This window comes from Rhizobium sp. WSM1274, assembly GCF_025200775.1.
GTDB classification, from domain to species: Bacteria; Pseudomonadota; Alphaproteobacteria; order Rhizobiales; family Rhizobiaceae; genus Rhizobium; species Rhizobium leguminosarum_I.
In genome coordinates this window covers 464,493-477,311 of record NZ_CP104139.1, presented here as the reverse complement: position 1 = coordinate 477,311, position 12,819 = coordinate 464,493, and the positions used below count along the sequence as shown (strand labels likewise).

Sequence of the window (12,819 nt, the reverse complement as noted above, 5' to 3'; positions counted from 1 at the left end):
CCTGATTACCGTGCGCCAGAAGCCGGGAATGACGTCGGCGAGCATCAAGAAAAACAGCCCGCCGAGAACAGGCGCGCTTTGGAGAACGAAGGCAGCAAGCCAGCCGGTAAGCGCCTCGCGAGGAGCAGCGAACGAAGCAGCGAAGACAAGCGCCAGTGCGACAGATCCCAGCCCCAGCTGCGGGTCCAAGACGATCCGGGGTTTCATGGCTTCGCGACCTTTCCCTCTACCTGCACCCCAGCCAAGGTGGCCGGAGGAGCATTCTGGCTGAGTTGCAGAGCCTTGACGTAAGCAGCAATCGCCCACCGGTCATGCGGTTCCACCCGATCGGCATAGGAATACATGACGCCATGCCCATGGGTGATGACGTCTACGACATAGCCGCTGGAAGCATCTCTCAGCCTCTTGGTGTGAAAGCTCGGCGGATGGGGAAACCCGCGGGAGGGGATCCGGCCGTTTCCATACCCAGCTGGATCATGGCAGGGCGTGCAATAAATCATATAGCGCTGCTGGCCACGCTTTAGCAGCGCGAGCGACATTGGCGGCTTGTCTTCCACTGCATTGCGGTAAGCATCGTCATCCCGGGAAATTGCGCCATCTGGCGGCGCTTGCAAGGACTTCCGATCTTCAAAAAGGCCGCTCTTCTCGTAAGAATCATAGCGCGGCTGATGATCCATATTATCGCATGACGACAGCAGCAGGATGGCGGCGCCGAACAGCATCCATTTCATTCCGGCTCCTCCGTCTGGCCCACGATGAAAAGCATCACCGGATTCAGCGAACGCAGGAACTCTGCCGTCGCCTCTACGTCAAAACGCGGGTCGTTTCCGAACACGATCAGAAAGAACCGGTCAGTGCTGACGAGGTTAAACCTGTCAATGTCAAACACCGGGTGGTGCAACCGGGGTAGCCGATTGAGAAGAAGCATTCCCAATACGGCGGCCAGCACAGCAAAGAGCACGCAGGTTTCGAAGGTAATCAGCATGAAAGGCTGCCATGCAAAAAGCGGGCGTCCTCCGATATCGATCGGAAAATCCCAATTGGTGTAGATCTGCATTCCATAGCCTGCAGCCGCGCCGAAAGCGCCGCCCAGAAATGTGATCCAAGGTACGCGGTTGTCTTCTACGTCCAGGGCCGCCGACAGGCCTGGAAGGGGAAATGGCGAGTAGGCATCCAGCGAGCAGAAGCCTTCTGCGCGGGTCCTTCCTGCTGCCTCGACTAACCTCTCGGCCGCGTCGAATTCCACAAGGATACCGAAAGGCTCAATGTCTGCGCTGGGTTCACGCATGGTCCAAGCTCCCCGTTTCCTCATAGGCCTCCTTGACTTCGAAGGCAGAGATGACCGGAAGGAAGCGGACAAACAGGAGATAGGGCGCGAAGAACACGCCCAACATCCCGACGAAAAGCAACCATTCCCAAAAACTGGGATGATATTCGCCATAGGACGAGACGAGCCAGTCGCGGTAAAGCGCGCTGGTCAGCAGCATGAAGCGTTCATACCACATGCCGACTGTGACTGAGAGGGCGACCAGAAAGATTACAATGGGCGATCGGCGGCTAGACCGGAACCACAGAAGCTGCAGCGGCACGAAATTCAAAACCACAGCGCCCCAATAGCTATAGGAATAAGCGCCCGCGATCCGGTCGCGCAGGGTTTCCATTTCCTGCACGTCGCTGGAATACAGCGCATTGAAAATTTCGGCGAGGTAGCCGTAGGCGGTCATCAGACCGGTCACGAGCAGGAAGACCGCGAGGAGATCGAGGTGGCGCGAGCGAACGAGTTGGTCGAGGCCGAGAGGATGGCGGATCACCGTGGCGATCATGATAACGACCGCGAACCCGGAAAAAGCCGCGCCCATGACAAAATAAGGTGGAAAGACGGTTGAATTCCAGCCGGGAATCGGACCTGCGGCGAAAAGAAGGGAGATCTCCGAATGGACAGAGATCACCAGGGGCACGGCAATTGCGGCGGTCAGTCGATAGGCCTGCTGCCATTTTGCCCAGTGTCGCGCGGAGCCTCGCCAGCCAAGCGCAAAGAGACCATAAAAAACCTGCTTGCGCCTCGTTTTTGCCCGGTCGCGTACCGAGGCAAGATCCGGGATAATACCGATGTACCAAAATAGCACCGAGACGGTCAGATAGGTGAGCACGGCGAAAAAGTCCCAGGTCAGCGGGCTCTTGAACTGCGGCCAGATCTGCATCGCGTTAGGATAAGGGGCCATCCAGTAGAACAACCAAGGCCGCCCGAGATGAAGGATCGGATAGAGCCCAGCGCATAACACGGCGAAAAGTGTCATCGCCTCGGCAAACCGATTGAGTGAATTGCGCCAGTGGGCGTTGACGATCAACAGCAGTGCGGAAATCAGAGTGCCTGCATGTCCGATCCCGAGGAACCACACATAGTTGGAGATCGCCAGCCCCCAGTTGACGGGAATGTTGTTTCCCCAGACGCCGACACCGCGCCAAAACAGAACGGCAACCGCGACGACGAAACAGCCTAGCAGCAGAAGCGAAACTGCAAAGAGCAGCCACCAGGCGCGCGGGCGTGGGAAATCAAGCGGGATTGACACGATCTCACTTGTGATCTCCTGATCGGGATCTGCAAGGCGATCGGTCATGTTTTCCCATCCTCCTCCGCCAGATCGGGGCCGATGCGCGCGAGGTAGGTGGTGCGAGGCCTGGTATTGGCTTCCTCCAGGAGTGCATAATCTCTCGACTGAGCCTTTTTGCGGCTGACGGCTGAGTTGGGATCGGCAATATTCCCGAAGACGATAGCTTCGGACGGGCAGGCTTGCTGGCAGGCTGTTACCACCTCACCTTCACCAATCTGCCTTCCCTCCTTGTCAGCCGTAATGCGCGCTTGCGCGATGCGCTGGACGCAATAGGTGCATTTTTCCATAACGCCGCGGCTGCGTACCGTCACATCCGGGTTGCGCATCGCTTGCACAGACTGAGGACCGTCGGCCGTAAAATCGAACCAGTTGAAGCGTCGCACCTTGTAGGGGCAGAAGGACGAACAGGTTCGTGTGCCAATGCAACGGTTGTAAACCTGCAGGTTCAATCCATCCGTGCTGTGGACAGCGGCATTAACAGGACACCCCATCTCGCATGGCGCCTGCTCGCAGTGCATGCAGGGGACTGGCTGGAAGCGCGAAGAGGGCTCGCCGCCACTCTCGGCGAAATAATGATCAACCCGCATCCAGTGCATTTCGCGGCCTTCAGCAACGAGGTCACGCCCCACCACTGGAATATTGTTCTCTGCCTGGCATGCGGTGATGCAGGCATTGCAGCCGATGCAAAGATCGAGATCGATCGCCATGCCCCAGCTGGGGTCGGGCATCGGCTTTTCGGGATAGAAGGATGGCTGATCGGATTTCGGTTCAACTTGCTTTTTCGCCGTTATCACGCGGGAAAAATCATGCTCACCCATGTCGTGATCCGGCTGGGTCGTGGCAATTTTCCGCCGAACGCCAGTCTTGGCGAGTTTTGCACCCCTTATCTCCCACGCGGCATCCATGGTTAGGATGGGCCCAACGTTGTACCCAGCGCCGCTCGAAATTCCGCCGAGCACCGTTCGGCCATAGCCCATGGTCAGGCTGATGGTATCGGGGTCCTGCCCCTTGGCGATCCATGCGGCCCCCGTGATCGCGGCCTCACCAACCGAGAGAGTGACTTCATCGCCATCAAGAATGGCCTCACGGTGCGCAAGCTCCGGCGAAATCTGGATGACATTGTCCCAGACAATCTTGCTCAAGGGGCGTGGCGTCTCCTGCATCCAGGCATTTTCCGAGAAGCTTCCGTCCCAGACGCTCGGATCCGGTCGAACAAGGACAGTCGGTTGTGGGCCTTGCGGTGGAGCAGGTGGAAGGCTTCGATCTTGTATCGGAGGTGAAATCGGAGAAGGTTTGGAACCTGGTACAATTCCCTTCAAAAGCGCTTCGCGCCACCTGCTGTTGAAATCGTCACCCCAGCGCACGCGCCATGTGTCTTCGACCAGCGTTCGTTCAGCGATTTGCCCGCCCATCATGCGATCAAGCACCGCATGCTGGGAACGCACGTCAAAGAACGGCCGGACAAGCGGCTGCAGGATGCATATTGAACCATCTACGGCAACTGCATCGCTCCAGGATTCCAGATCGTGCTGGAGCGGCACATGCCAGTTGGCTGCTTGCGCAGTTTCATCGACATGAAGACCTGCATGAACAACGAGCGGAACCTTCCGGACTAGGTCGGCAAATGCGAGCCGCCCGGGCGCAGCATAGACGGGATTGGAACCGAGGCAGACGAGCGTCGTGACTTCACCCGCTTCGATTCTTTGCGCCATCAGCCGCCAAGCCTGCTCCGGATCTCCCTTCAGCAGCGGCGGTTGATCAATATAACCAATCGTACTGCCAATATTGCCAAGCTGCTCATTGATGAGAATGGCCAGACGCTGGAGGCGCTCCGGTTGATAGTCTCCGACAGTGACGAGCGAACGTCCCCTTGCGGAAAGCAATGCCGCTCTGGCGGAAGTCAGCCAGTCCTGTGCCGCCGGTGACAGGTCATCGGTTGCATTTACCTCCAGCCCAACTCCGGCTGCGAGCGCGCACATGAGCGGGTCTAGCGCCTGCGGCGCGACGCCTAGCCGACGGTCGGAAATGGCGCCTGTGGCACTCGGAACCGCTTCAGCGACGAACAGCAGAGATCGCCCCTGTCCGCTCTGCCGTCGCTGCCGGGATCTGCCGAACAGCACTCCATTCCTTGTTTGAAAAGGTCCAGCACCCAGGAAATCATCGTCAAAGCTGACAATCACCTCAGCTGCGTCGTATCGCGGCTGAGGAACAAGGGAGCGACCGAAAAGAGCCTGTGCCGCCTTGGATGAGGCTCCAGGTCGCGCGGGATCAATGCCGAGAATCAGAGCTTGCGGCCAACGCGCTTTCACGGCGTCGAGTTGGCGTCCAAGCGTGATCGAAGTGGAGGCGCCGATCACAAGACACAGCCCACGCCCCTTTTGACCGTCAAGGCGCGCAGCATTATCAACCATCGCGCCTTCAAAGGCGTCCCACGTACTGAGTTTGCCTTGTTGCAGTGGTGAGCGCGAGCGGTTCGGATCATAAAGGTTCAGCAGCGCCGCCTGGGTAAAGGAATCCGACTTCCCGGCGGATGCTGGATGATCTGGATTTCCTTCAAGCTTGACCGGACGGCCGGTGAAGGTCTTGCCGATAACCGGTTGCGCGTACCCGCACAAAGTAACGGCGGTCGCATACCATTTTGCTATACCAGGTACGACATTCTCCGGCTGCACGACATAGGGAAGAGCAGCCTCGTCTTCTTCGCCTTTGCAGCCGACCAGGCCGGCCATTGCCAGCGACGCGCCCATTAGTTTCAGGAGCGTTCGGCGGTCGACGCTCGTCTCGCCGATCGGCAAGCGAGGATCTGGTCGTCTTGGATCACGCGCGTTCATTCTCTACCTATGGCAAGTATGACATTCCGTAAGCGTTTGTGGATGACGCGACTTGACGTCATGTTTCAGCTTATCCACCTCTCCCACTGAAGATGGGCTCGGCTTCCATCCCGTCCAGTCCATTCGTGTTACCTCTTCTGGCGGCCGAAGCTGCGGTGTCGGGTTGCGATGGCAGTCGAGGCACCACCCCATTTGGAAAGGATGCGCCGCAGCAAGAAGCGGCATCTCGTCTACCCGTCCATGACAGGTAACGCAGGGAACGCCTTTGGCGACGTGGGCGGAATGGTTAAAGTAGACATAGTCCGGCAGGCGCGAGACACGTTGCCAAGGAATGGGTTGACCGTTAGCAAGACTATTCCGTACCGGCGCCAGCGCGTCAGCGTTTGTCCATATTTGCGAATGGCAACTCATGCAGATGTGGGTCGGAGGCAGTCCCGCCCTGCTGCTGACTTCGACAGAGGTGTGACAATAGCGGCAGTCCAGCCCAAGTCCCCCGACATGATGCTGGTGGCTGAATGGCACAGGCTGATCGAGCGCCCAGCCGACTTTGAACCCCGCTCCCTCCATTGCGTAAGCTCCCAGCAGGATGAACATGAAAACGAGAAAGGCGGCTAAGATCAGAGCTCGTAAGCGTGTGTCAGCTGAAGCAGTGAATACTTGAGCCACTTCGCCCCCTTGCTCAGCCTTTTGGTCGGCGATAACTTAGCGCATCCGCCCACGCCCGAACGCCGATGCCCCGGTTTAGTTCCCAAGTACTTTCCGACTGGGGGAAGATCCCAATTGCCCTTCTGACGAGGATGCCAGCGCCAAGGGCTACACACGCTTCATATTAAGTGCCAAACCATTAAATCAAGGGGCACAAATGCTCGCTTGAATCTTGAGACATCGTTTGGCTAACCAACCCGCACCGCGATTTCCGCTCTGAGCAGGCAAGGCATCGTGGCTCCGGCTCGCCAAAAAATTCTAGATGCGCTCTGGAACCTCACAATCGTCCATTACTCTCATTCAATTCCTGTGGCCCGGCTGCTCCGCTCGTTCACAATTGACAACATCGCGATTTTATAAAATATCATAGCATGACATAAACGGGAATGGGAGATGGGAAAATTGCCGTCCACGAGCAATATTCGGTATCGCTGTGCAATCACGTTGCCGACATTCCTGCATCTCCGTCGCAACAATCTGCGCGATGCGGTGAGGTGAGAATCAATTGGCCGATGTAAACCAGTTGGCTAGCGCTCTGACGAGGTCCTATCGCGCATGCTCGATCTAAGACCGACCGATCCAGACCCTCTCACGCAACGTAGTTCAAGGTCCTATACAACGCGTTTCAGGGGAAAACCGATGCTGCTTGGCAAGATACTCCTGAAATACCTGCTGTCCAGCGCCGCAATTGCCTCATTTCACAGTGTTTCAAACGCAGCACCTTCCGCACTTGCATCGTCAACTTGGATGAAAAAGGGACGCGAAACCGGCCTTCCCATTCCACGATTTGTATCACTGAAGACCACCCGGGCGCGGATGCGGATCGGGCCAGCGTTCGAATACGCCGTCAAATGGCTTTACCAAGCACCCGGTTTGCCATTGGAGATCACCGAAGAATATGGAAACTGGCGACAGGTTCGCGACAGCGATGGCGTCTCCGGTTGGATGCACCAGTCGCTGCTCTCCAGCAATCGCACGGCCGTCATCGGTCCGTGGCTCAAAGAGACCACAGCACTGAGAGCACAAGCACGACAGAACAGTTTCGCAAAAGCCGAACTCGAATCCCGAGTGCGCGTTCAGATCCTTTCATGCACGCTTTCGTGGTGCAACGTGGCCCTGAACAAGGATCATATTAGCGGCTTCGTCGAGAAGTCCGCTCTCTGGGGTGTTTACCCTCAGGAGGTCGTTGATTGAATGTATTCGAGTAAAAAGGGCAGAGCGACGACTAAGAGCCCGTGCTGATCATTGGGGTGGGCCAGCAGTGACAATGCTCCTCGCCGCTATCGATAGAAGCCGACGGCATGCCAATGTCGTCCGCAGCAATGGCACTCCACTCTCGAGCCTAGCCAGTCTGGTACCAATGCTTTGCGACGTCCGCCACCTTGTATCCGCTGCGAGCTTTTGCCCCTAGCGAAGCGCTCTCGACAGCTTCCCTCTTAGGAATGTCATCTCCTCTTGGACGATAGTATCGTTTGCGCCGAGGTCGGCTCGCCAGACCCGATTGCCAAAACAGACCAAAAGCCTCCGGAGGCCGTCGTTCTCTTTCGAACCAGTCTCCACCGTGACGGAAATCAACTGCAGCTTTCGATATCTGCGATAGTCCGAAATCGAAAGGCCGAATCGTTCTGCAACGACCGCGTCGTTCAAAATCGGTTCGCTGTAAGACACGCTTATACCTCTTCCTTCCTCAAGGATTCTGATCCGTGATGAAAATCGCCTACTAAAATCAGCTGTGAAGTCGGCGGCTATTACGCACTCCCACCAACCTGGAAACAGCCCGGATGGCGCCTTCGGATTACGACATTTTCGATTTAGCCTCAGACAACGATTGGGTGGGCTTCAATTCATTCCAATCATCGACCGTGCCAACGACGCCGCTGACGAAAACATCGCCGCCCTTATTGATCAACGCGCCTCGTACGATCCCGTGCACAACTGCGACGGCTCCGGGTTCAACAACCAAATCGTGATCGACGACACCAAAAAGTTCGAAACTGCGGCCACGACGGACGGTGACGGTGCCGGTAATTGTGCCAAAGAAACGAACATCCCGCTCAAAGGCTATTGAGCCGTCTATCTTGATGTCCAGATCCACCATTTCAGTTCCTTTCGCTCGATACCACCGGTCACGGCCTTTGCGCCCGAAAACTGTGCTTATGATCTAGGTCCGCGATCACAGACACTCACCGACTCATCCTTCAATGCACGGGCTTCAGACGTCCCTTGGCAAAAATTCGATAATGACAGCGAGTGACTTCAACTCGATCGCGGACCTCCTCCCAAGTTCATGTACTATATATCACGGCATGATATAAATAAAGAAGAAAAATTTTGTGAATCAGGTTTGCAGGCTTCGAACCCTGGCGCGCGATAGTCTCTCGTGCTTTGCGGCAACCGGTCGATGACGCCGTTGCGCATGGATGACCACGGTCGCGAATGTCGCAGCACAAGATTCCCATCCTGGCTCTCTCCGGCTTCGGGAGGTGCGAGTTGAAAGATGCGCTGGATATGATCTCTGCGATTCGAAGGCGCGGCTAACTCGCTTGCCAGACCACCCAATCGAGGAACGCCGAGAACGCTGGCGGATGATGAATCATCAGCTTGAGTATGATGTATCTCACTGGTGCGATGACTCAGGGAAATTTGGGAATGGGTGCGCGTCAGAGCAGCCATTGGCGGGACCTCTGTCATGCTCTTAGACGGCGTTTCGATAAATCGACGGGAACCCGGGACTTTGGCAATGCGTTAAGCCAGATCGGGTTCAGCAATGGGTCGGTCGATGACAGAGAAAATATTCCTCTGCAGTTTGCCAGCGATAATTTGTCTTCTACTTGCCGCCGATGCAGCGCCGGGACCAGTTGCGAATAAAGAGTCCAAGCTCGATGCCGCTCGCCAAGTCGACAATGTCAACGTCGGCAAGCCTGTTTATATCACCGACGTGTCCGGAAAACGCGTCCGGCTTGTCGGTCCCCGCTTTTATCCTGATCCAGCACGCCGCCTTCCCCTTCGCGGCCGATCGTCGACCCTGCAGGCCTTTGCTGCCGAGCGGCACTGAGGATCTGTCAGAACGTTTGGTAATGCTGCGCTAGCAAGGTCGCTGTGATTGGCTCAGAAAAACAGCTTTCATTAAGATATCGGTAACCTCGAGCTTTTTGAATGTTCGGATATGCCGCCGGCCGATGAAAGGCCAGCACCTCTCAACATTGTCATCGGGGAATTTAACCTAATGAAGCGATTGATGTTCGCCCTTATTCTCACCCATTTAACGACGGGTACAGCCAATGCTCAGCCGGTTATGCTCAAGCAATTCGGCGACTGGGGCGCCTACTCATATCGAGACGGCACAAAGACCCTCTGCTACATTTTGACCACGCCGGTGACGTCGGAGCCCCCCAATGTGGATCACGGCAAAAATTATTTCATTGTCGGTCCCGGCCCTGATCCTCTGATCAAATATGAGCCGCAGGCACAAATGGGCTACCAATTGAAAGACGATTCAAGGATCAAACTCGACATCGGAGATAAAACCTTTTGGCTGTTCAGCAGGGGAAATCGCGCCTGGATGCAAAATGAAACTCGCGAGCCGGAACTGGTCGATGCGATGCGAGCAGGCAGTGACATGGTTTTGAGTGCAACGTCCAAGCGTGGGACGGCAACGCGATACAGCTTTTCTCTCAGCGGCGTCACCGCAGCATTGAAGCGTATCGCCAAATGTCAGTGAGCTAGTTGCTATGCTCCCATGCTACGGCCAGACCAGTCAGGTGTTGTTTGATTGCGATTACGGGGCGTTGCGGACGAAGGCCATCCCTGCCAAGTGCGGCGTCGGCGACTGGCATGCCGCCGCCGCTTGCAGCTTTTGCATACAGTGGTGAGCTTTTACAGCGTATCAGTGGTTGCGTGGCATTCGCTTCATCGTCGTTCGCAGGACGTCTCGTTGTCAGGGGAGCCGGCGGGCCAAGCGAAACAAACCATTCCTCTGCTGCGAGACCAATATATCGTATTTTTTGAAGCAGCGTTCGGAGTCGGCCTGACCCGGCATTCCCTCTGAGGAGGTCTGCAGCAAGCAGAGGAGAATGCGGGGCCACTACTCCTCGACCAATGTCACTATTTGCCTTTCGTTTAAGATATGACTCGCCACCGCCAACGGGCCGAAATGGCGCATCATCGACACAAGCAAGCAGCAAACCGCCAAAGTGGCACACAAGGAAAATAGGAGTATTTTGAAGCTTCGGTTGAGTAGCCGAGACCTGTTTCTCAAGCCCGAGATATCGTCCATCAAGTGCCGTCCCCCAATCGCCCGTTGCTCAAAGATATGCCGGGGAGATCGAGTTTTTGCAACTCGAATTAAATGGGTTCAATTTAGGAGCCCACTCCCGGGTATCGCTGGCGAATGAAGCGCGCCAAGAAATCAGGGAGAAATAAAGGCCGTCGAAAGACTTGAATAAAAGCCCTTAAGGACGCCGATTTCGATCGCGCGGATTGGCCTGTGGTCGCAATAGTCTCGCGGTACGATTGCGCCAGCAAAGCAGACGCTCTCATTTGACTGGGCTGGCGCCGAGCGATTGTGAGACTTTGTCGGTTGCAGAAGGCATTACATTCACAATCAGTTGTCCAACAGATGCCGCTTTTTATTGGCAAAGATCCGCAGTGGTCGCGAGCGCATTGCAATACGACCCCCGCTAAGCGCTCGCGAACCTCCTCCTTTGTAGACGAGACGAGATATATCATGTTATGATGAAAACAGAGGATTTGAACATGTCAGCAATCAGGAGTGTCGCGGTTACCGACGAGGGCTCCCAACTTCCACAAGGAGTTTTCGAAAGCCTTGCCGGCATTAGGCTTGCCATGCGCCGCTTCCTGGCTTTTAGCGAAGCGCTGCTTTCGCAATGGGATGTGACCTCCCAGCAATACCAAGCAATGCTGGCGATAAAGGCTAGCGCCTCTGGCCAGATGATGGTCCGTGAGCTTGCCGACATCTTGCTCCTGCAGCATCACGGCGCGGTTCAGCTTGCAGACAGACTAGCAGCCGCGGGACTGGTAGTGCGCGTCCCGTCGTCGGAAGATAAACGCAGTGTGCTGATCGCCCTGACGTCCGCTGGAGACGAACTTCTTACCTCCTTGGCAAAGGTCCATATGCACGGGATGCTCGCCAACGAACCCCTTCTGGTCGAATCGCTGGCGCGTCTCGGTCGACTTGCGGAGCTTGGCTCGGGACTTGTTTAGTTCAAGGGCCGCAATGGCGATCTAGATCGAGGAACTCTTCTTGAGGTCACGCCGTTCCGGGTTTGACGTTGCGAGTGGAGGACCAATCCGTTGGACCATCTTCGTCATGGCGAACGAACACCGGAGAACGAGGCGAAGGCTATGTCCGCATTTGGGACGGTGCTTCCGCGATGGACAGCCATTGCCCTCTTCATCTATGCATCCATACTTTTTCTCAGCTTTGCCAGAGAATTCCTCGTCCCGATCGTGCTCTCCTTTCTGCTTGCCCTGGTTTTTAGCCCGATCAGACGCTTTCTCGATGAAAGGGGTGTGCCGTCGGTTGCCACATCCCTGATCATCGTCGGGGCGCTGATAGCGGCGCTTGCCATCATTCTAGGTGCAATCATCGTGCCGGTGAGCGGCTATGTCGAAAGTTTGCCCAGGATAGAGCAAGCCATTCAGGAAAAGCTTGCAGGGATGTCGCAGGCGCTATCAGGACTGTTCGAGGCCAGCAGACGACTGACAGACTTTTTGAGGAGCCATGCCGCAAATGTTCAGCAGGTCGAGCTGCGTGGAAACGGACTGATCACCAGCGCTGCGCTTTTCGTTCCGGCGCTGATTGCGCAGACGCTATTTACGCTGGTTTTGTTGTTGTTTCTTCTGGCGTCGGGAGACATTCTTCACGAGAGACTGGTTGAAATCTTGCCAACGGTGCAAGACAAAAACCGGGCCGTCGAGATTTCGCACGATATCGAGCGTAAACTTTCGCGTTACCTGTTGACCATCACGACGATCAATGTGTGTCTCGGTGGCGTTATCGCGGCTCTCCTTTGGCTGAGCGGGATGCCTAACCCGTTGCTGTTTGGAGTGCTCGCGTTCATATGCAATTTCGTTCCTTATCTTGGACCTCTGGTAAGCATGACGGCCGCCTGCGCCGTCGCCCTGATTTCGTCGAGCGGCGTTGGGTTTGCGGTCGCGATCGCATCGCTTTATCTCTTGGTCATGACGATCGAAGGCCAGATCATAACACCCTACTTTATCGGCAGGCGACTGCGGTTGAATACGGTGGTGGTTTTCGTAGCAATTTCTTTCTGGGCTTGGCTGTGGTCCATTGTCGGCATGCTGGTGGCGGTACCGCTCCTAGTCACGGTTAGCGTTTTTTGTGAGCACGTCGAAAGCCTGCGCGGCCTTGGCAACTTGTTGTCCGCAAGGAATGACCGATAAACGCGCTCGGAGCGCAAGCATGGCTGGGGTGGATATCCAGGTGCTATTTGTCCAACTCCGCTGCAAAGAATAGCGGCGGGAATTAACACTGATTCAGCCTCACGAAATTTTGAACTTGGGGACCGCTTTCGCAGCCGTTGGAATTCCAGTCGCTGCAGACGCACATTTTCTTGCCGGATCCGCAACCCGTAGCATCGACCAAGGCCGACGATCGCACATCCTTTGCAATAACGCCGGGAACGCAC

The 12,819-nt window shown here is 56.1% G+C and carries 10 protein-coding genes; 4 read left to right on the top strand and 6 right to left on the bottom strand.

The features are described 5' to 3' along the window. Positions 1 to 203: 203 nt before the first annotated feature. Genes N2600_RS26350 through N2600_RS34665 form a run of 5 tightly spaced genes read right to left on the bottom strand, consistent with a single transcriptional unit; the run spans position 204 to position 6,109 of the window. The gene (locus N2600_RS26350) at positions 204 to 731 is read right to left on the bottom strand and encodes a c-type cytochrome (RefSeq protein ID WP_260299376.1); all 528 of its coding nucleotides are present in this window, start codon (positions 729 to 731) and stop codon (positions 204 to 206) included. Beyond that, positions 728 to 1,288 (bottom strand): DUF3341 domain-containing protein, encoded by a 561-nt coding sequence (locus N2600_RS26345; protein WP_260299375.1) that lies wholly within the window; start codon positions 1,286 to 1,288, stop codon positions 728 to 730. Before N2600_RS26345 ends, N2600_RS26350 begins: the two co-directional genes overlap by 4 nt. After that, positions 1,281 to 2,618 (bottom strand): NrfD/PsrC family molybdoenzyme membrane anchor subunit, encoded by a 1,338-nt coding sequence (gene nrfD / locus N2600_RS26340; protein WP_260299374.1) that lies wholly within the window; start codon positions 2,616 to 2,618, stop codon positions 1,281 to 1,283. The genes N2600_RS26345 and nrfD overlap by 8 nt, the downstream gene beginning before the upstream one ends. After that, the gene (locus N2600_RS26335) at positions 2,615 to 5,407 is read right to left on the bottom strand and encodes a 4Fe-4S dicluster domain-containing protein (RefSeq protein WP_260299373.1); all 2,793 of its coding nucleotides are present in this window, start codon (positions 5,405 to 5,407) and stop codon (positions 2,615 to 2,617) included. The genes nrfD and N2600_RS26335 overlap by 4 nt, the downstream gene beginning before the upstream one ends. Positions 5,408 to 5,446: 39 nt before the next feature. Beyond that, complete coding sequence (locus N2600_RS34665) at positions 5,447 to 6,109, bottom strand: cytochrome c3 family protein (RefSeq protein ID WP_260299372.1); 663 nt, start codon at positions 6,107 to 6,109, stop codon at positions 5,447 to 5,449. Positions 6,110 to 6,787: 678 nt separating this feature from the next. On the opposite strand from N2600_RS34665, the gene N2600_RS26325 reads away from it, so the two are divergent. Then, on the top strand, positions 6,788 to 7,342 hold the full coding sequence (locus tag N2600_RS26325) for an SH3 domain-containing protein (protein WP_260299371.1): 555 nt from the start codon (positions 6,788 to 6,790) through the stop codon (positions 7,340 to 7,342). A 601-nt stretch (positions 7,343 to 7,943) separates the two neighbouring features. On the opposite strand, the gene N2600_RS26320 is transcribed toward N2600_RS26325, so the two are convergent. Continuing rightward, the gene (locus N2600_RS26320) at positions 7,944 to 8,246 is read right to left on the bottom strand and encodes a hypothetical protein (RefSeq protein ID WP_130679675.1); all 303 of its coding nucleotides are present in this window, start codon (positions 8,244 to 8,246) and stop codon (positions 7,944 to 7,946) included. A 1,128-nt stretch (positions 8,247 to 9,374) separates the two neighbouring features. Here N2600_RS26320 and N2600_RS26315 point away from each other — a divergent pair. The 3 genes from N2600_RS26315 to N2600_RS26305 all read left to right on the top strand — a co-directional run bounded on the left by N2600_RS26315 (position 9,375) and on the right by N2600_RS26305 (position 12,574). Then, positions 9,375 to 9,869 (top strand): invasion associated locus B family protein, encoded by a 495-nt coding sequence (locus N2600_RS26315; RefSeq protein ID WP_130679677.1) that lies wholly within the window; start codon positions 9,375 to 9,377, stop codon positions 9,867 to 9,869. A gap of 1,010 nt (positions 9,870 to 10,879) precedes the next feature. Continuing rightward, a complete protein-coding gene (locus N2600_RS26310; RefSeq protein WP_260299370.1) occupies positions 10,880 to 11,371 on the top strand; it encodes a MarR family winged helix-turn-helix transcriptional regulator in 492 nt (163 codons plus the stop codon). A 90-nt stretch (positions 11,372 to 11,461) separates the two neighbouring features. Beyond that, positions 11,462 to 12,574: an AI-2E family transporter gene (locus N2600_RS26305; protein ID WP_260299369.1), complete on the top strand. Its 1,113-nt coding sequence runs from the start codon at positions 11,462 to 11,464 to the stop codon at positions 12,572 to 12,574. Positions 12,575 to 12,819 lie beyond the last annotated feature (245 nt).

What these genes read in the sequence shown, in the direction of transcription:
- N2600_RS26320 (WP_130679675.1), bottom strand. Translation starts at nt 8,246, where the DNA reads ATGGTGGATCTGGACATCAAGATAGACGGCTCAATAGCCTTTGAGCGG.
- nrfD (WP_260299374.1), bottom strand. Translation starts at nt 2,618, where the DNA reads ATGACCGATCGCCTTGCAGATCCCGATCAGGAGATCACAAGTGAGATC.
- N2600_RS26350 (WP_260299376.1), bottom strand. Translation starts at nt 731, where the DNA reads ATGAAATGGATGCTGTTCGGCGCCGCCATCCTGCTGCTGTCGTCATGC.
- N2600_RS26315 (WP_130679677.1), top strand. Translation starts at nt 9,375, where the DNA reads ATGAAGCGATTGATGTTCGCCCTTATTCTCACCCATTTAACGACGGGT.
- N2600_RS26345 (WP_260299375.1), bottom strand. Translation starts at nt 1,288, where the DNA reads ATGCGTGAACCCAGCGCAGACATTGAGCCTTTCGGTATCCTTGTGGAA.
- N2600_RS26310 (WP_260299370.1), top strand. Translation starts at nt 10,880, where the DNA reads ATGATGAAAACAGAGGATTTGAACATGTCAGCAATCAGGAGTGTCGCG.
- N2600_RS26325 (WP_260299371.1), top strand. Translation starts at nt 6,788, where the DNA reads ATGCTGCTTGGCAAGATACTCCTGAAATACCTGCTGTCCAGCGCCGCA.